The sequence below is a fragment of the Bradyrhizobium sp. 186 genome, from assembly GCF_023101685.1.
GTDB lineage: Bacteria > Pseudomonadota > Alphaproteobacteria > Rhizobiales > Xanthobacteraceae > Bradyrhizobium.
In genome coordinates, this window is the sequence record NZ_CP082164.1 from 9,643,584 (window position 1) to 9,659,454 (window position 15,871).

At 60.4% G+C, this 15,871-nt stretch carries 24 protein-coding genes; 8 read left to right on the top strand and 16 right to left on the bottom strand.

Annotated features, from left to right (window positions below):
- Positions 1-67: 67 nt before the first annotated feature.
- From IVB18_RS46050 to IVB18_RS46065, 4 genes are all read right to left on the bottom strand, one after another.
- Positions 68-805, bottom strand: coding sequence for a hypothetical protein (locus IVB18_RS46050; protein WP_247986666.1), 738 nt, complete (start codon positions 803-805; stop codon positions 68-70).
- Positions 806-1,193: 388 nt separating this feature from the next.
- A complete protein-coding gene (locus IVB18_RS46055; protein ID WP_247986667.1) occupies positions 1,194-1,382 on the bottom strand; it encodes a hypothetical protein in 189 nt (62 codons plus the stop codon).
- A gap of 83 nt (positions 1,383-1,465) precedes the next feature.
- On the bottom strand, positions 1,466-1,678 hold the full coding sequence (locus tag IVB18_RS46060; protein ID WP_247986668.1) for a hypothetical protein: 213 nt from the start codon (positions 1,676-1,678) through the stop codon (positions 1,466-1,468).
- Positions 1,679-1,856: 178 nt separating this feature from the next.
- A complete protein-coding gene (locus tag IVB18_RS46065) occupies positions 1,857-2,072 on the bottom strand; it encodes a hypothetical protein (RefSeq protein ID WP_247986669.1) in 216 nt (71 codons plus the stop codon).
- 417 nt (positions 2,073-2,489) lie between these two features.
- Between IVB18_RS46065 and IVB18_RS46070 the strand changes: the two genes are divergently transcribed.
- Positions 2,490-2,696 carry a cold-shock protein gene (locus IVB18_RS46070; protein WP_247986670.1) on the top strand — a complete coding sequence of 69 codons (207 nt, stop codon included), beginning with the start codon at positions 2,490-2,492 and terminating at the stop codon, positions 2,694-2,696.
- 33 nt (positions 2,697-2,729) lie between these two features.
- Here IVB18_RS46070 and IVB18_RS46075 read toward each other — a convergent pair whose 3' ends face one another.
- Positions 2,730-3,152, bottom strand: coding sequence for a hypothetical protein (locus tag IVB18_RS46075; RefSeq protein WP_247986671.1), 423 nt, complete (start codon positions 3,150-3,152; stop codon positions 2,730-2,732).
- A 230-nt stretch (positions 3,153-3,382) separates the two neighbouring features.
- Between IVB18_RS46075 and IVB18_RS46080 the strand changes: the two genes are divergently transcribed.
- Positions 3,383-3,598, top strand: coding sequence for a hypothetical protein (locus tag IVB18_RS46080; protein WP_247986672.1), 216 nt, complete (start codon positions 3,383-3,385; stop codon positions 3,596-3,598).
- 1,400 nt (positions 3,599-4,998) lie between these two features.
- On the opposite strand, the gene IVB18_RS46090 is transcribed toward IVB18_RS46080, so the two are convergent.
- Genes IVB18_RS46090 through IVB18_RS46100 form a run of 3 tightly spaced genes read right to left on the bottom strand, consistent with a single transcriptional unit; the run spans position 4,999 to position 5,874 of the window.
- A complete protein-coding gene (locus IVB18_RS46090; RefSeq protein WP_346732601.1) occupies positions 4,999-5,319 on the bottom strand; it encodes a hypothetical protein in 321 nt (106 codons plus the stop codon).
- A 32-nt stretch (positions 5,320-5,351) separates the two neighbouring features.
- Positions 5,352-5,606, bottom strand: coding sequence for a hypothetical protein (locus IVB18_RS46095; RefSeq protein ID WP_247986674.1), 255 nt, complete (start codon positions 5,604-5,606; stop codon positions 5,352-5,354).
- Positions 5,607-5,637: 31 nt separating this feature from the next.
- Positions 5,638-5,874, bottom strand: coding sequence for a hypothetical protein (locus tag IVB18_RS46100; protein ID WP_247986675.1), 237 nt, complete (start codon positions 5,872-5,874; stop codon positions 5,638-5,640).
- Positions 5,875-5,931: 57 nt separating this feature from the next.
- On the opposite strand from IVB18_RS46100, the gene IVB18_RS46105 reads away from it, so the two are divergent.
- Entirely contained in the window at positions 5,932-6,147 is a 216-nt protein-coding gene (locus IVB18_RS46105; protein WP_247986676.1) for a hypothetical protein, read from the top strand.
- Complete coding sequence (locus IVB18_RS46110; RefSeq protein ID WP_247986677.1) at positions 6,140-6,586, top strand: hypothetical protein; 447 nt, start codon at positions 6,140-6,142, stop codon at positions 6,584-6,586. Before IVB18_RS46105 ends, IVB18_RS46110 begins: the two co-directional genes overlap by 8 nt.
- Before the next feature lie 159 nt (positions 6,587-6,745).
- On the opposite strand, the gene IVB18_RS46115 is transcribed toward IVB18_RS46110, so the two are convergent.
- The 4 genes from IVB18_RS46115 to IVB18_RS46130 all read right to left on the bottom strand — a co-directional run bounded on the left by IVB18_RS46115 (position 6,746) and on the right by IVB18_RS46130 (position 9,242).
- Positions 6,746-7,498, bottom strand: coding sequence for a Rha family transcriptional regulator (locus IVB18_RS46115; protein ID WP_247986678.1), 753 nt, complete (start codon positions 7,496-7,498; stop codon positions 6,746-6,748).
- A 428-nt stretch (positions 7,499-7,926) separates the two neighbouring features.
- Positions 7,927-8,331, bottom strand: coding sequence for a hypothetical protein (locus IVB18_RS46120; RefSeq protein WP_247986679.1), 405 nt, complete (start codon positions 8,329-8,331; stop codon positions 7,927-7,929).
- 186 nt (positions 8,332-8,517) lie between these two features.
- Positions 8,518-8,667, bottom strand: coding sequence for a hypothetical protein (locus IVB18_RS46125; protein WP_247986680.1), 150 nt, complete (start codon positions 8,665-8,667; stop codon positions 8,518-8,520).
- 131 nt (positions 8,668-8,798) lie between these two features.
- Positions 8,799-9,242, bottom strand: coding sequence for an NUDIX domain-containing protein (locus tag IVB18_RS46130; protein ID WP_247986681.1), 444 nt, complete (start codon positions 9,240-9,242; stop codon positions 8,799-8,801).
- 611 nt (positions 9,243-9,853) lie between these two features.
- Here IVB18_RS46130 and IVB18_RS46135 point away from each other — a divergent pair.
- From IVB18_RS46135 to IVB18_RS46145, 3 genes are read left to right on the top strand one after another with little or no spacing between them, the layout of a single operon-like run.
- On the top strand, positions 9,854-10,156 hold the full coding sequence (locus IVB18_RS46135; protein WP_247986682.1) for a hypothetical protein: 303 nt from the start codon (positions 9,854-9,856) through the stop codon (positions 10,154-10,156).
- 42 nt (positions 10,157-10,198) lie between these two features.
- On the top strand, positions 10,199-10,510 hold the full coding sequence (locus IVB18_RS46140) for a hypothetical protein (RefSeq protein ID WP_247986683.1): 312 nt from the start codon (positions 10,199-10,201) through the stop codon (positions 10,508-10,510).
- The gene (locus IVB18_RS46145) at positions 10,507-10,776 is read left to right on the top strand and encodes a hypothetical protein (RefSeq protein WP_247986684.1); all 270 of its coding nucleotides are present in this window, start codon (positions 10,507-10,509) and stop codon (positions 10,774-10,776) included. The genes IVB18_RS46140 and IVB18_RS46145 overlap by 4 nt, the downstream gene beginning before the upstream one ends.
- Before the next feature lie 16 nt (positions 10,777-10,792).
- Here the strand turns inward: IVB18_RS46145 and IVB18_RS46150 are convergent, their stop codons facing one another.
- Positions 10,793-11,125 carry a hypothetical protein gene (locus IVB18_RS46150; RefSeq protein WP_247986685.1) on the bottom strand — a complete coding sequence of 111 codons (333 nt, stop codon included), beginning with the start codon at positions 11,123-11,125 and terminating at the stop codon, positions 10,793-10,795.
- 671 nt (positions 11,126-11,796) lie between these two features.
- Entirely contained in the window at positions 11,797-12,240 is a 444-nt protein-coding gene (locus IVB18_RS46155; protein ID WP_247986686.1) for a hypothetical protein, read from the bottom strand.
- 182 nt (positions 12,241-12,422) lie between these two features.
- Here IVB18_RS46155 and IVB18_RS46160 point away from each other — a divergent pair, with 182 nt between their 5' ends.
- A complete protein-coding gene (locus tag IVB18_RS46160; RefSeq protein WP_247983724.1) occupies positions 12,423-14,147 on the top strand; it encodes an IS1634 family transposase in 1,725 nt (574 codons plus the stop codon).
- A gap of 140 nt (positions 14,148-14,287) precedes the next feature.
- Here the strand turns inward: IVB18_RS46160 and IVB18_RS46165 are convergent, their stop codons facing one another.
- Both IVB18_RS46165 and IVB18_RS46170 read right to left on the bottom strand, forming a co-directional pair.
- Positions 14,288-14,452 carry a hypothetical protein gene (locus tag IVB18_RS46165; RefSeq protein WP_247986687.1) on the bottom strand — a complete coding sequence of 55 codons (165 nt, stop codon included), beginning with the start codon at positions 14,450-14,452 and terminating at the stop codon, positions 14,288-14,290.
- A gap of 313 nt (positions 14,453-14,765) precedes the next feature.
- Entirely contained in the window at positions 14,766-15,569 is an 804-nt protein-coding gene (locus IVB18_RS46170; RefSeq protein ID WP_247986688.1) for a hypothetical protein, read from the bottom strand.
- Positions 15,570-15,871 lie beyond the last annotated feature (302 nt).

The window sequence follows — 15,871 nt, forward strand, 5'->3', positions numbered from 1 at the left end:
ACCAGATGCGACGCCGGAACATCCCCCGATTTGACTCGAGGGCAAAGGCATCGCTAAACCGAGCCGGCTACACGCCAGGGGGCCCTTGAGCCACATCGATTACGTGGCGGTCGGGCCCTACAGTGATCACGATCGTATAGCTCTTTTGAGCTCCGCCCTGGTCGGTCGGCGGAGCGAGGTGCAATTGGCCTCCGTACCACTCGCCGGGCAAGAGCGTGTTGTCTTTGATCACCGCTTGCTCGAGCACGGCCATGTTGCGCTGACCTGTTTCGATCGTCGCAGAAATCATCGCTTCGTTCTGAGCTGCGGCGTTACCTTGCGCGATCGCCGCGGCGGTCGGGCTGTAGAATGTACTGGTTCGGCCATTCGGAGTCGTATAGCTCCCGTAGCCGGCCCGGGACGCGCTGTAAGCGTTGGCGCCGGCGGCGACGCCTGTCAGAAGTGCAGCCGCGACCTGGCGGTTCTTTTCCTCTTGAACGAGCATCTCGTAGGTCACGATCTTCATTTCAAAGTCGGACCCAGCGGCGTGTTGGACCGCCTCTACTTGTCCGACCCGAAACTCCACAGGCTGTCGGCCAAGATTGTTGATGCCGACTACGAACACAGGACGGCCGTTCGCTTGGAGCTGACGGGATGCCGGTCGAACGAGCACCACAGAGCTTTTCTGTCGGGATACCAGGGCAGGTTGCCCGTCCCGCATGAGCGCTTGTTGCTGCGGATTAGACGCCTTGAACGAAACCGTCTCGCCGGCTGTCATGCAGCCAGTCAGTGTGGCGCAGGCGGCCGCCATCACAAAAATGCGCATGCTAAATCCCCCCATCGAAAGGCGCTATGCAAGCGCAACCATTGCGCGAGGGCAAGAACAGTTTGCGCGCAGGCGGCCGCGACCCTTCGTCAAAAGGTCTAAGTCGGCCGCGGAGTACGGTAAGCCCTTAGGGCCGGTGAAATTCGACCGATCGCTGCTTCAGCGAAACCCTAGCCGCGAACCCAGCGTCCAACCACGCCATGGCTTGTGTGTGACCAGCTTTGCGCGAGCTCTCATTTCCCCACCACGCACTGAACTTGTAGGCAGAAACCGGCAGTGGCCTTCCGAGAATGTCTTCAATTTCCGAGAATGTGAGCCGGATGGTTCGCTCCCTCGTGCTCTCCAGCTCCCTTCGTAGTGGATCGTAAACGGACATACACCCGGCTCGTCACGTTGGTCTGTCGTCGCCGCTCGTGGGGATGTTGAAATCCCGGGCGGCAAGCTCCAACTCGAGCTCAGTGATCCGCTCAAAGATGCGAGCAGCAATCGCCTCCGACTCTTCCGCGGTTAAGGATCGAATGCCCCGCAAAGCAAGCTCGTCTCTGAGAACCTTCGCCACAATCAATTGGATGGCCATTGGATCAATAGTCCTAAAACCATGATCCAACCGCAACCGAAGGGCGAGCGCAAGTGGTTGAGCGATTTCCCGCGGTGCTCCGGCTAGCCGTCTCGGCACGGAATGCCGAAGCTGTCGCAGGTAATCGCGAAGGCCTCTTTTGCCTTCACGTCTTCAAAGCAAAAGCGCGTGCCGACGTCTGCACGATCGATCCACCAGTCGACCTTGCTCCCTTTTGCAATGCGAGAGGCTTCGCCGCGCAGCAGATCCAACTGTTTCCCAGCGGCGTGAACAATCAAGCAATTTTCCTTTGCCATGAATACTTTCCTCTCAAACTATGAAAATAGGTCGCTCAATTGATCCCGACGAAAAAATGAGAATCATGTGGCAATGTCACTTGGAACAGGTGCCGTGCCCAGGCTAGGCTCCGCTCATCACGCTGGATAGCCCGCCGGTTCACGCTGACGGGCATATGTCTCATACCCCTGCCACCCGTCAGGCGATTTGGCTTAGGTGGCTATCCGGGCCACCTGATTGGTCGCGGTGCACCTCGTTTGAGAGCGAGCTGACCAGCATCTCCAGCTTCGATCGCTCTTCGTTCAAGCGCCTTTCGACAAACTGGCGCTCGAACTCTGTCAAGCTGGTTTGCAATAGGTGGCGATAGCGCTGAATATTGTTGCGATGTGCACGCGCCAACTGGTCGTCGATCATCCTCGTCTTCCTGTGACGGATATTAATTAATTCTCTTTTTGCTTCATGGGGTGAGGCGGCCCCCGAGGCAACATTCCAAGACGTCGCTGGAGCGGAATATCATCGCTACGCGACGTCGGCATTCCCCTGGCCGGGCGTTAAATCCCGGCCTTCTAATTCTGGCGGGACTCAAATGACGAAAACAAGAAATCCCCGAAGGGACGACGCCCAGCGCTCTCGGACACGGTAGTGGGCTTTTCTGTTCCGATCTGTGAACTACTTCACAAACCCATCGGACATCGCCCGTTATCGTTCGCTCATTGCTTAGACCAACTAATTGCTTCGAAAACACCCCAGCGTTCGCGCGCTGGGGTTTTTGCTTGTCAGCCCCAACGCGCTCGACCTAGGCTGTTGTCGTTGTTCAAGCGGGAGGCGGACGTGGCGACAGGCATTGTGAAGTGGTTCAACGCGACCAAAGGATTCGGTTTCATCCAGCCCGATGACGGAGGCCAGGACGTTTTCGTGCATATTAGCGCAGTGGAGCGCGCCGGCTTATCGGGCTTGGCTGAGGGCCAGAAGGTCTCTTTTGAAGTCCAAATGGATCGGAAGCGCGGCAAGAGCAGCGCGGAGAATCTGCGCGTTTGACCCTCGCCATGTTCGCCGATACCCACCCCATATTTACAGGCGTCGCCTGAAGGGTAGCACTTTGCCTGGCAGTCGCGATGGGCTTGTAGTCGGACGGGGTGGACGCTCTGGGTCGGGCGTTTCGGGATCAATGCCGTAGAGATCCTCCACCGTATATTCGATTTTTCTCCAGCGAGCTTTTTTGTACAGCGCGTCGTAACCCCAAAGTTCAGTGAACCGCGCCTCTTTCCACGGGATATCGTTGCTTGAAGCATCGTCGTCGTCGTTGCTGGAAGGCAAGGGGATTTGCACGGCTGGCCCCTCCCAGATCACGCCCCCTCGACTCAGCTTTCGGTACTCGCAACGATCTGGATCTAGGACTTCGTCGATCAGGAATGCGAGCTCAAGTGGATTCGAAGCGTAGAATACGCCCACCAAGTCATGCTCTTCGATCGTTCTGACGAGGTACGCGGGCATGACCTGCTCCTATAGCGGGCAATCATTCCTTAGGAGGTGACGCAAAGCAATCCGGCGACCATACTTACGCAAGGGGCTTTTATACCTCATGCGATTCTCAGCTTCGTCTGCGAGCTTTTGCCACTCGACAGCAAGGCGGAGCCAGGTTTCCTTGCCGAGCGGGTTGACCGCATCCTTTTTAGGCAGCCGAAACAGCCTCCGCGCAACAATTTTGCCGCGATACTCTCCCAATGCCGAAATTCCATTTCAACCTAATTGATACCAGCATCGTCTCTGATCACGGCGAGCGCGACCTGCTGGACGAAACCGTTGCCCAGATCGAGGCGATCAAACTAGCGCGCTCGTTGCGCACTTCGCGGCCCCATCTGGTTGGGCGCAACTGTTCGATATCTGTTGTTGATGAGATGGGAAAGAAAGTCTGTCGCATTCCGATCGACGACATCTAACGCCGGGCTCAGCCTGGCCTATCCTTGCGGCGCCGAGGCCGGCCGAGGCACGCACGTGTGATGACGTTGGGAAAGACCGTGTGAAGTAGTTCACAAGCGGCAGGTACCGCCAAGTCTAGTGTCCGCGCTTTAACTGGAGGGAAGCGCCATGAAGTTTAGTTGGACGACCTCTCGAATGCTCGCACTGACAGCCGTTGTTCTGGCGGCGGCTGGTACCACTATGGCAATCGGCAATCCTCGCCAAGTGTTTGAACCAATGCTGGGATCCGATTGGCAATGTAGCCGAACCATGCTGCTCGTGACGACTTGTTCTCACTTGAGCGCTAGATCGGAATAACGGCGTGTCTTGCTGGCAGCCTTAGGCTTCGTGATCACCGGGTGGTTTAGAGATGCAGCGTCGCCAGATGGCGGTGCTGCTGAACCACCTCAGAAATGAGGTATCGGCCTTGCCGCGACAGCATTCCTTAGCTTGTGGATGCTCGGCTGGCTTTGCGCTGGATTCACTCGCGACTAACCGATTGGAGATGAGGAGCACGGGCCGGTGAGCCGCGCGCAGGTGCTCGCTCATCTGCGCGGAGGCGCTCGTGCCGGCATACGCTTATTCCGAAATCACAATGGCGGAGAGACGGCCCCGGCTTCAGGGAGGCTGGGGGTAGACCGGGGCCGCTCCGCCAGCTCGGCGGCGTGCTGGCGGCGGAATAAGCGGCGCCCGGCGCCACGGTTCCTACTGGCGCGCCAGCAGATTCCTCACTCACCCGAGAGGCCAAATTTCGTTTCGACGCGGGAACTGAACTTACCTTTTTCGGTTTTGGAGTTGTCGTTAATGGCACAAGGAATAACTCCATGTCTCAGCGACGCCGCAGGTGAAGCAGAACCGGTCCCTTGAAGAACGATTGGGCGAGCAGGCCACCCAGCTCAAAGAACAAGCGGCGCAGCTCCCCGCTGGTGCTGAGCGCGAGCGCCTTCTCAGGAAGGCGCGCTTAGCTGAGACCGGCGCGCATCTGAGCGATTGGCTGACCTGCCCGGTCTGCAACCCCCGAAGTAAGCCGCTGGAGCGAGAACCGGCCCATCGCCAAACGCGCGTCGGACCATGGGCCGTTCCCGGGTAGATGGCGCGAACCGAGACGGCTCCAGGCATCGCGCCACAGACCAGTTTTCTCAACTGCTCGGTTGAAGAGTCGTTCCTGTCAGATGCCCCACTGCCGAGTGGACGGCGCCAACCGAGGCGGCCTTACTCCCGCAAAGGGCTTCTAGCGCGAGCGCGGTTGTTCGCTGCCTGGGCAAGTTTCAGCCATTCCTCGGAAAGGCGCAGCCAAGTTTCCTTGTCCAGCGCGCTCATGGTCTGGGCGGCCAGCTCGCGACATTCCTCGGCTTCCTTACGGAACCTATCGGCATCGGTCTCAGGCATTGCGCCGGATTATGCACAAAAGTGAACTTGGGCCTAGTTGCCAATCTTGCTGAGGTGAGGCGGCCTCAATGTGTAACTTTCTCGACTTCGAAGGTGAACTTGACCCCTGCATCAGCGGGCCGGCTTCGTCCCTGACCGTCATCGCCATGCAATGCCCAGCTGTGCGCGCGGCGCGGTGCACCGCTTCTCGGGCCATATCCGCCAGAGACTTGGCGGCTTCGGCTTGCACTGCGTGCATGCCCGAAAGTTCGAGTCCCTCTTCATCAACGGCTGTCCAATCCCCCTCATGCAGATCGAAATAATAGCGCGGCATCGCTCAGCATTCCCGTAAAGGGGAATGCGTTCCTAAAATCGGCCGGTGCCGGCGGGTTCTTGGGCCAGCAGATCCTCACCTGGCGTTAGCAGCCGCACATAGGTTCCGCTTTCGTGCAGCTCGATCCAGCCGCGCTCAATCGCGAACCGCAGACCAGCGCCGAACTCGCTGCCCTTGCCGCCGAGCGTGAACAAAAACAGCGCGTTGATCTTCTCGATGTGGATACGGCCGTCCTGGACTGCCTCGATGCTCGCCGCCAGCTCGACGAGCTTGCGCGCGGCGGCCACCGGGTCGGCGTAGGGCGCTGTTCGACGTGCTTCATCGGACAGCGCCGCCGGCGGTCTGGGCCGCGTAGATGTGAATGCGGTGCTGATAGCTCTCGTCGGGCTTCCAGCTGTCGAACACGACGCCGCAAACGCAGCGCATCATCGAGCTGGGAATCTCGCTGGCGAGCTTCTCGCCGCGGGCGCGCTTGTCCCTCATCTCGGCGCGCCAGTCGCGATCGCGGCGCCATTCGTCGAAGGCGCCGTCGCGGATTGCCGGCAGCAGTTTCAACCACGCGGCCTCGAACGCGGCGCGCGCTACATCTAAGCTCTCGGCCGATCCGGACCGTTGCTGGCCTGGCTCGAGTCCAGGACAGAAGCCGAAATGCCAGCCCCATTGGTCGGCATCCTTCGGCACGCCGGGGCCTCGACTTTCATTCTGGGGCTGGCCGGGATCCAGCCGGCCACCCAGCCGAGCGTCAGTCTGAACATCGAGATGCGCGCCGGCTACGTCATCGATCTGAGCGACGACCCGCCGCCCATCAGGACCATTTCCCATGACTGACAAGCCAAAGCGTATCTCAGCAAAGGTGCGCGCTGCCATCGACGCCATGTTCGCGGACACGGTGAAGACCGTCACCGACGCCGCGGACCACGTGGGCATTAGCCGGGAGCACTTGTCGCGCGAGCTCTCAAAGCCCCACGTCACCGAGTTCATGCGCCAGAAGACCATGCGCCGGCTGGTTGTCGGAGCACCGCACGCGGCTTCCACCAAGCTGGCCTTGCTCGACAGCCCCAACGAGATGGTCAGGGACCGCGCCTCGAGCTTCGTCCTGGGCCTGATCGGGATTCGGCCCGACCCGGAGCAGGACAGCCGCCAAGGCACACCGGTCCCTGGCCTGGTCATTGTAGTTGAGAACCATGCCGGCCAGCCGCCGGTCACTATTGGCCCCGAGCCGGTGCGGCAGATCGAGCATGAGCCGGTCCAGATCGAGCAGGAATAAGCCCTCGCGGCCGCTCACCACCGCGCCGCGCGCGGGAAGTCGGTCGGATGATGGCCGATTGGGGGCGGCCTACTGCGCCAGCCCGACGGCGACGAAGAAGGCCAATGTGGTGCCGCTGAAGGCCTAAAGGCCCGCCTGTTAAGGCGGGCTCAATTCCCATCAATTTAGGACAGATGGTGTGGCTATGGGCTTCCCCGTCAAGGGAAGCGGGGCCTCAAGAATATTGCGATAGCTCAGCGCCACGTGTCGGACTACCCGAAGCTGATCGGCCGGATTTGTAATTTGGCGCGCTTCCAACTGCAGCGTGATCGCCCCTTCAATTTGGATAATCGTGTTCAGTTGATCGGTAGTAAGATGGTCGCGAACATTGGCTTTGCGGGGCAGTCCGCACTTGCGCCGCAGATAGGCGGCCGTACCTCCGAACATGATCTCGTAAATCGCATCCGTATTGTTGGTGTAGTGAAACCATTCCGTGGCCCCGTGCTCCTTATACGAATCGGTGGCGGCAATCCGGATAGTCTTGGATCGTCCGCGGGTCTCGGCGTGGATGATATGCCGCTTGAGTAGTTCGGCCTCCATGAGATTGAAGGCCTGGATATACCGTTCACGCCAATATGCTGCCTTGGCTCCCGTGAAGCTCATAACGAGCAGAGAGAAGCCGTCCCGCGTCATGCGAAACATCGGCATTTGCTTTTTTTGGGTCGTCGGATAGGAGGAGACCTCAAAATTGAGGGCTCTAAATTCCGCCGAACACTCAAGGGCTTCTATGGATCGAAGCACGTTGTAGTGCAGCTTATCGAAGTGGTACGCAACGTCCAAAGAACTGACGTACAGCCGGTCTTGGGAGAATTCCAAGAGGCTCATGGCATCGAACATCGTGATCTGCGTGGGCTTAGTGTCGTCCTTGCTCATAGTCGTAAGTCCTGTGCTGTACGACCATGACGTGCTTGATATTTCTCCTAAGGATAGTACAACAAATTTGTTCAAGGGGCTGTACTACGTACGTCGTGGTCCAGATTTGAATTTGAAGGGCGGATCGTTCGCAGCGATTCGTCCTTCGGCTTTCATGGCTCAGTCTGAGATCGAGAACAGAATCAATCGTTAGTGCCGCTCTCGAATCAGCGTGAGCACATGACGATCATTCGACACCCGAGCGCCTTCACCACGCAACGCACAACGCAGGCATGGGGTCAGTTACGAACAGGCCCCTGCCTGTTATTTGGGCGAATCTATACCCGTACTTGCTAATCTCCAGCAACTGTCGTCCCGCCGCTACATCCGGGCGTTACCGGGATGAGTCCATCCAGCAGCGCCGCAACCGGAGGGCAAACGCAAGGGGCCTACTTTGGCGTGGCGCCGTCAGGCTTCCCTTGAAATTGGATGTTGCATTTCTTCGCGATCGAGGCTTGCTCGACGGCCACCATCTGCCCCTTCATTTGAGCCAACTCAGCGGCGGTTTGTTTGTCGCCACCGACGAAGAACGCTGCCGGCCAGAAGATGACGATCGCTGCCGCGGTGGCGACGCCGTCTTTCGTGCGCTGACTGTCCTGTGCTCCGGACAATGCAGCCGCTCGTGTCGAGATCGATTGAGCCTCGAGCGCTAGCTGCTGGCAGGTGTAGGACTGATATTGGACCGGTGAGACATAGGCCGGCGTGATGTCGGCTGCCGAAGAGGCGCAGCCCGCCAGCGCGGCGCTTAGCGCCACGATTCCCAAATTACGCATGAAATGCAGCCCCCCGGCCAATTCTTAAAGCGCCATCCAAGCTCAACCAGCGCGCGAGATCAATAGGTCGTTCGCCGGGCTGGTAAAAGTACGGAGCAGTTGCGCCGCAGCGACGAAGCCGGAAGCCATACGCAACAACCACGCGCTGTACGAAGGCAGATTCCCCAGCCGGGAGGGATTTTTAAGGCCCCGAGATCGGCCTGTGCCCTAATGCAGCACCCGCGTGGCCTCGGCGACCTGAACCCTATCTTTCAGGTCTTCGAGCTCGTCGATCGCGTCCAGCAATCTGACGAGCTCGCGCGCGATATGCTTCAAACTGGGCCTTGGACGTCTAAGAATACGAATACGCTGTCCCATCGGTGCACGCCTCCATGCTCGGGGAGGTCCAATTGGCAAAGAGCGTGCCACTCCATGAAGGGAGGATTCTTAACGCAAATTAGCTGATGATGTCCGTGGGTGTAGGAACTCGGACCACCTTGCAAAACTCGTTACGCAGCGTCCAAACTTCCGAGTGCTTTGAGGGCCAATCGCGCGGATGGCGCGAGGTTTGGCTCTATTCGGCTCAGCTGATCGGGACTGACGATCAGAAGGGATCCTTCGGTGATCACTAGTTTGTCCGACGGAATGTCGCGAGCAACGAAGACTTGGCCGTGGATAATGCCGCCCTCAACATCGGGATCAACACCAAGCCTTTCTGCGAGGTACTCGAACTGCTCCGGCGGAACGAAATAACTGACTTCCTCATGCACCTCCCAGACAACGCACTCCAGAAAGGTTTCATTACCTTCGCGATGACCGCCGAAAAGTCCCACCATGCCCGGGTACAAAATACCAAGAATATCGTCGCGCTGCTGAAGTAGCAAACGACCGGCAGTGTCGATGAGTATGGCCGAAGCGGTCTCCCGACGTAGCGCTGCACGAGAAGTGCTCATTTCCCCTTCGCCTTGAGCCCGAGCTCGACCAGCCTGCAGATGCTCCAGCAGTCGCTACTGTTTTGGCGCTTCGGGAGCTGCTGCTGGCGCTGTGGGTCCGGCGTCGGGTGGGCTGCCCCTGAACTCTGACGGTGCCGCACAATCGCCAGCCCAAAGTTTGGTACCTTTGACTGTTCCTACGAGCTTACAGCCCGTCGGGGCCGGGGGCTGCTTGTGTGGTTTGCTGGCAGCCTTGGGCACTGCGGTCGCCTTGGGCACCGCAGTTTGAGCGAAGGCGGATGCCGAAAAGCCAATGATGGCGGCGGCGAGGATCAACGGAGTCCTCATCAACATTTTCCTCTTGTCTTCAGCCCGAGCTCGACCAGCCGGCGGATGGCTTCGGATAGGGTTGGCTTGTCTGGCTGGCTTTCGGCCCATTCCACGATGGCCGCGCGCGTAGTTGCGTCGGCTCGAAAACCCATAAGCGGGGTAGTGCCGGTCCGGGGACGCCCCATGACTTTTTGTTTAACAGCGCTTGCTTTCTTCATACTTTCTGTATAACAAAATAGCAGGCCGAAGGGAAGTGGCGCTTCCTCTCCGGCCCTAACCTCGATCCTAGAAGGGTATTCAAGATGACCAAGGCCGACAGCGTGCATAGCACGCCACCCCTAAACTCGTCCCCAATTCAGGCAATCAATCCCCCGCCGCACGCCCTAGCGGAGCCCCGGGATTCGTTTTCGTCCCAACACGCTATCGGACAGCGGGAAAACGGCCAACCCACCAGCGAGTCCCGCAAGCCCGCCGAGGGCCTGTCCCGCCGCAACATGCTCGGCGCCATGGCCGTGCTGCCGGCCACACTGCCGACCGTCGCCACCGCTACTGCTGATCCCATTTTTGCTGCGATCGAACGCCACCGGGCGGCCAGGGTGATCTGAGACGGCGAGGTAGACGTCCGTTCTCACTTCGAGGATCTGAATATGACCGCAGAGCAGTTGAGGCAGCGGGACGCGCTCGATGACGCCGTCGCCGATGCCCGTGACGCTCTGGACAAGGCTAGCGTCGCACTGATCAACACGGGCCCGACCAGCTTTGCCGGCATCGTTACCGCGCTCCAATACCTGCGAAGGCAGATGCGCGATGATGGCACGTACATGCCGTACGATATCGAGTTTGAATTCGAAGAGGGCTATGCGGGCGGCGACGGTACCGTCGTGTTCGGTTGGCTCGACGTGTGGCTCAAGACAATTACCGAAGCCATCGCGGCGCCCGGCATGGGGGGGCGGGCATGAGCAACATCATAGCCTTCCCGGAGCGCCGCAGCGCGCATCAGCCGAACGTCCAGCAGGTTTGCCTGACACCCGATTGGACATGCGGCTTGCCGAAGCAGCGCCGTACCAAGAGCGACGCCATGGCACGCCGGCGAGAATTCAAGCTAGCCATGCGACAGCGCATCAGGGACATCGCCGCCTCGCGCGATCTCTCTGACGAGGAGATCAAACCGGCGCCGGCGGTCGCCAAGCAAACCTCGTACCTCATGCGCATAAGCCGGAGATAAGCACTTCGGCTGGATTTTACGAACCTGTCCCTGCGCGCCTTGCCGCTCTCTCCAGGAATTCCAGCATGGAGGGGGCCACTTCCTCAAGCTCGACGAAACGACGGCGCAACTCGTCCGCGATATCCGCGGTCACATCGCGCGACCATCCCTGTGTCGTGTTGAAGGCCACGATGCGAGCGGGATGCATGTATCGGCCTTCGATCAGGTGCCGTAACAGCGTCGCACGATTGCCGTCCTCTTCCGCCGTCTCGCACCAAGCGCGTCCGAGCCGGTCGCCAAAGTCCTCAAGCACAAGGTAGACGTCTTGGTCCGCGGCCACATGAGGCACGATGGATGGGAAGCGGCGCATGCCAGAAACTCCACGAGAACCAGCGATTCCCTCGATAATGTTATTATTTAATGCGAGGAGTAAAGATTAAATCAAAAATTAAACAGATTTAAATGTGGACAAAATTTAAATATGGATTAATTTGGGAAGTACCTTGGCGCCGGACGAACGCGTCAAGCTCTCCGAGAAACGGCTCCAGCATCCTGCCCCCTGATTACCCTCGGATCCAGGGGCCGTCTCTTCGGCATATGGGGAGCGAGCCATGAAGTTCCTGTCCCCGGGTGACTTCTTTCTTATCTCTGCGCTGACGGGAGCAATTATGCTGGTCGAGATGGCGCTGTTCATTGTTGTGGGCATGATCTGATCCACGCAAAACTGAGCACCACATGGGACGTAGCCCGTTTCGTTCGCTGCGCCGCCCCAGTCCCGCCGTGCTTTGCTTCTGAACCCAGTCGTCAATGCAGCGGCCCCAGCGAATGAACGCCGGGGCCGTTTTATTGATCGGCAAGCGGAACAAGTTTCCCGATGCCGCGTCGAATCAATGCTCCCGACAACCCCAAGTCAAAAGCCCCCGTCGGGAGCAAACCTTGCCCAAGGTTGGCGACCTCTGCGTCCCCCGCGCGGAGGTCGTTTGCGTATCACCGCATACGAGCGAAAAAAGGCCACCCGAAGGCGATGCGCTGGCCAGCGCTTCAGGCGTTGGTGCGATGGTGTGCTGCGCGGACGTGGCCGTCCAGGGTGCGAATGGTGAACACCTCGCCGCAGAAGCACCGGGCGATCCCGTCCGGCCGCTGGGTCGGCAGAGGCAGCGCCAGATCGTGCATCCGGTCCTTCCATGCCGTCCAGTCGCGCTGGCGGCGCCATGCCTCGTAATGGGCTTCAGTGCGCGTCGGTGCCAGCTCCTGCCATGCAGCTTGGAAGCCCGCCCTGGCCTCGTCGAACGTGTCGGCGACACCGCTGCGCTGCTCGCCGGGGTCGGTCCCCGGATAGAAACCGCACGACCAACCCCACTGCGGCGCCGACCTCGGTACGCCGGCGCGACGGCCGATCGAGCCGACCCGAACATCGCCGAAGTAGATCAGCCACGTCTCGCGGTGCGGATCGTCAAGGCTGCGGCGGCGGGTGAGAGCGGGCATGCCGCCATCAAAGCGGCGTCCGAAGCGGCTCGCAAATTATCGATTCCTAGGCCGAACTTCCCCTCGGGATTTTTGTTAGAGCGTTGAGAGGATTTGAGAAGTTTGGATCGGGCTGATTTTGTAGGCATGTAAATGATGATTTTTGGCTTGCGAATGGCAGGTTTCCGTGATTCGATTCCGGCATGTTCGTCGCCCGCATTCCCAACCGCAACTCACCGCCCGCGATCCTGTTGCGCGAGAGCTATCGCGAGGGCGACAAGATCAAGTCGCGCACGCTGGCCAACCTGTCGCATTGGCCGGATGAGAAGATCGATGCGCTGCGCCGCGTCCTGAAAGGCGAGGAGCTGGTCTCGCCGGCCGAGCAACTGCGGATCGAGCGCTCGCTGCCGCACGGCCACGTGGCCGCGGTGCTCGGCATGGCGCGCCAGCTCGGACTGCATCGCCTTGTCCCGGACAAGCCCAGACGGTTGGCCAGGCTGGCTTTGGCCTTGATCGTGGCACGGGTGATCGAACCGGCCGCCAAGCTGGCCACGGCGCGCCAGCTCAGCGAGGCGACGGCGGCGCATTCGCTGGGCGAACTGCTCGATCTCAGCGCCGTCGACGAGGACGAGCTTTACGAAGCGCTCGACCTGCTCGGCACGGCCCAACCGGGGATCGAGGCGACGCTCGCCAAGCGCCATCTGCATGACGGCTCGCTGGTGCTCTACGATCTCACCTCCAGCTATCTGGAGGGGCGACATTGCGAATTGGCGCGGCATGGTTACAGCCGCGACGGTCGTTCCGACAAGCTGCAGATCGTGTTCGGCTTGCTGTGCGCCGCCGACGGCTGCCCGGTGGCGGTGGAGGTGTTCGAAGGTAACACCGCCGACCCGAGCACGCTGGCCGCGCAAGTCGACAAACTGAAGGCCCGCTTCAAGCTGTCGCGTGTGGTACTGGTCGGCGATCGCGGCATGATCACCAGCGCCCGTATCGAAGCCGATCTGATGCCGGCCGGGCTCGATTGGATCACCGCTCTGCGGGCGCCGGCGATCCGCAAGCTCGCCGAGGACGGCGGCCCGCTGCAATTGTCGCTGTTCGACGATCGCGATATGGCCGAGATCACGTCCCCCGACTTCCCCGGCGAGCGCCTGATCGTGTGCCGCAACCCGGATCTGGCCGACGAGCGTCGGCGCAAGCGCGGCGAGTTGCTGGCGGCGACCGAGAAGGATCTCGCCCGCGTCAAGGCCGCCGTGCAGCGTCAGCGCAACCCCTTGCGCGGCGAGGATGAGATCGGTCTGAAGGTCGGCGCCGTGCTGGGCAAGCGTAAGATGGCCAAGCACTTCCACCTCGCCATCACCGACACTTCGTTCGACTTCAGTCGGATCGAGGATGCCATCGCCAACGAAGCGTCGCTCGACGGCTTCTATGTGCTACGGACCAACGTGCCGGCCGAGAACCTCGACACCGCCGCCACGGTGCGTGCCTACAAGAGCCTGGCCCAGGTCGAACGCGCCTTCCGCACCATCAAGACCGTCGAACTGGAGGTGCGCCCGATCCACCATCGCCTCGCTGGCCGCGTGCGCGCCCACGTCTTCCTCTGCATGCTCGCTTATTACATCGTCTGGCACATGCGCCGCGCGCTGGCCCCGATCCTGTTCGACGATCACGACCGCGAGGCCGCCGACGCCGCGCGCGTCTCGCCCGTCGCCAAGGCCAGAGTCTCGGCCGCGGCCAGAACCAAGGCTAATCGCAAGCACACCCACGATGGCCGGCCCGTGCACAGCTTTCGAACGCTGTTGCAGGATCTCGCCACGCTCACACGCAACATCGTTCGCATCGGTCAGGACGCCCCGGCCGCTATGCTCACAAGTCCAACCCCACTACAACAAGACGTCTTCAATCGGCTCGGCATTCCTATCGCCCCATAATGTAGGCAGACGCGCCGTCACGCCCGCTGGAATTACACGCCAGCTCAAATGCTTACGTCGCTACTCAAGGGGAAGTTCGGCCTAGGGGCTCCGAAACGTCGGCGAGCTACTGCGCGTCGTGGGTGTGGGAAAGCCGCTACCTATTTCTTCAGGAGCAATCCCATCTCCCGCGCCATCCGCTTCACCGACCCGGTATGCCGGCCGAGGACTGCCGCAATCTCCGTCGCGCCGAGGCGCCGACGTGCCATCGCCGAAAGCCTCTTTCGCTCGGGCTCGGTCCATTCCTTTGGCTTCGATGATTTCATTTTGAGATCATCCGGCCTGCCCGACAGAGTCGATATTGGGAGATTTCCGGGTGGCGACTCTTGACGGCTTAGTGCATGCGGGAGTCTGATCCGCGGCCATGGGGCGTCATCAGAGCATCATCGACGAGCTCGCGCGCATGGAGCGCATCTGCCTGGATCTGGCGGCCGGCGCGACCATGCTGGAGGAGCAGGCTGGGCTGGAGTTCATGGCCAAAAGCTACCGGGCCGAGGCCGGTTGCCTAGAAAGCCGCTTCCCATCTGCTTCCCATGCCAAAGGTTTGGGAAGCAGAGGCGCGTTAAATCGCTGTATTTCCTATATAAAATCTTTGCTTGACCGATCTCCGGCTATCACATGGCTGTGGTCGCCGGCGTCGCGTTCTTCGCGGTGCGGGTGCTGCTCGCGCTGATCCCGGCACTGGCGGTCGGCTTCGCCATCGGGCCGCGGCAGGAGCGCCGGCTTCCGCGGCCGTTTCTTCGGATCCTTGTGATTGAAGTGCCCACGGGTCGGTAGCGGGATCAGCAGACGCTTGCAAAGCTGCCGGAGGGCAAACTCCGAAATTCCGAGGTCGGAGCCTGCCCGGGTCATTGTTTTGCTCCACAAGAGGTCGCGGAGCTCCGCTCTGGTGAGTTCGACGTGGCCGGTGGCCGGACGGAATACGAGCTTCCTGCTCTTCCGCGGCCGCTTGATCCCGTGCTTTCGCTCAAACGCCTTGGTGGCCTTGTCCTCCATGCGCGATCGGTAGCGCGCTAGGCGGTCGGGATATGGGTACGGGCCAGGTGCGCACGCCTTCTTCAGCTTATAGACCCGACGAGCCCAAGCTTGCTGCTCCTCGTTGTCGAACGGATAGAAGGGAACCTCTGGCGGGGACCACTCGGCATGCGCGGGAAGAAAGCTGGGCCGTCCCAAATCGAAGTCCCACCAGATCGCGCATCCCATCCGCGTGTGATGATAGCTGGTCGCGAGAGCATCGATCGTTGCCGCGCAGTACATTGGGTCGCGACTTCGGCGCGCGACCGGCGCGATGATGCCGACGTTGAGGAGGTCGAAGAGCTCGGAGGTCCTCAGCTTCAGGCGCTTGAGCACCTCATATTCCGGGTAGAGCGGTGGCTCGGACATCGGTCGCCCTCTCGTCGATCGAGAGAAGCAGCCACGGGCAGACGCTGTCTGTCAAATTGTGGGAGTTGTGGAAGCTTCGCGCAGAAAATCTGAGTTTAAGTCAGAGGCGGCCCGCCAGGTGTCTGGTTTGTTGAGCCGTTCAGCGGGAGCCACTTGTTTCCTGATTCGACGTCAACTTACCCGCCGACCGGCCGCGAAGCCCGCCGGCGGTATTGAGTGCCGACGGCGGGACAGTCTAGCTACCTTACTTGGCGAGTCTCATAACTTCGAGGCTCGCAACGTGTTCCGCAGAAGCAAAAACG

Coding starts and splice junctions, on each gene's coding strand:
- IVB18_RS46050 (WP_247986666.1), bottom strand. CDS start 805: ATGCGCATTTTTGTGATGGCGGCCGCCTGCGCCACACTGACTGGCTGC.
- IVB18_RS46055 (WP_247986667.1), bottom strand. CDS start 1,382: ATGGCCATCCAATTGATTGTGGCGAAGGTTCTCAGAGACGAGCTTGCT.
- IVB18_RS46060 (WP_247986668.1), bottom strand. CDS start 1,678: ATGGCAAAGGAAAATTGCTTGATTGTTCACGCCGCTGGGAAACAGTTG.
- IVB18_RS46065 (WP_247986669.1), bottom strand. CDS start 2,072: ATGATCGACGACCAGTTGGCGCGTGCACATCGCAACAATATTCAGCGC.
- IVB18_RS46075 (WP_247986671.1), bottom strand. CDS start 3,152: ATGCCCGCGTACCTCGTCAGAACGATCGAAGAGCATGACTTGGTGGGC.
- IVB18_RS46080 (WP_247986672.1), top strand. CDS start 3,383: ATGCCGAAATTCCATTTCAACCTAATTGATACCAGCATCGTCTCTGAT.
- IVB18_RS46090 (WP_346732601.1), bottom strand. CDS start 5,319: ATGCCGCGCTATTATTTCGATCTGCATGAGGGGGATTGGACAGCCGTT.
- IVB18_RS46110 (WP_247986677.1), top strand. CDS start 6,140: ATGACTGACAAGCCAAAGCGTATCTCAGCAAAGGTGCGCGCTGCCATC.
- IVB18_RS46115 (WP_247986678.1), bottom strand. CDS start 7,498: ATGAGCAAGGACGACACTAAGCCCACGCAGATCACGATGTTCGATGCC.
- IVB18_RS46125 (WP_247986680.1), bottom strand. CDS start 8,667: ATGGGACAGCGTATTCGTATTCTTAGACGTCCAAGGCCCAGTTTGAAG.
- IVB18_RS46130 (WP_247986681.1), bottom strand. CDS start 9,242: ATGAGCACTTCTCGTGCAGCGCTACGTCGGGAGACCGCTTCGGCCATA.
- IVB18_RS46135 (WP_247986682.1), top strand. CDS start 9,854: ATGACCAAGGCCGACAGCGTGCATAGCACGCCACCCCTAAACTCGTCC.
- IVB18_RS46140 (WP_247986683.1), top strand. CDS start 10,199: ATGACCGCAGAGCAGTTGAGGCAGCGGGACGCGCTCGATGACGCCGTC.
- IVB18_RS46145 (WP_247986684.1), top strand. CDS start 10,507: ATGAGCAACATCATAGCCTTCCCGGAGCGCCGCAGCGCGCATCAGCCG.
- IVB18_RS46150 (WP_247986685.1), bottom strand. CDS start 11,125: ATGCGCCGCTTCCCATCCATCGTGCCTCATGTGGCCGCGGACCAAGAC.
- IVB18_RS46155 (WP_247986686.1), bottom strand. CDS start 12,240: ATGCCCGCTCTCACCCGCCGCCGCAGCCTTGACGATCCGCACCGCGAG.
- IVB18_RS46160 (WP_247983724.1), top strand. CDS start 12,423: ATGTTCGTCGCCCGCATTCCCAACCGCAACTCACCGCCCGCGATCCTG.
- IVB18_RS46165 (WP_247986687.1), bottom strand. CDS start 14,452: ATGAAATCATCGAAGCCAAAGGAATGGACCGAGCCCGAGCGAAAGAGG.
- IVB18_RS46170 (WP_247986688.1), bottom strand. CDS start 15,569: ATGTCCGAGCCACCGCTCTACCCGGAATATGAGGTGCTCAAGCGCCTG.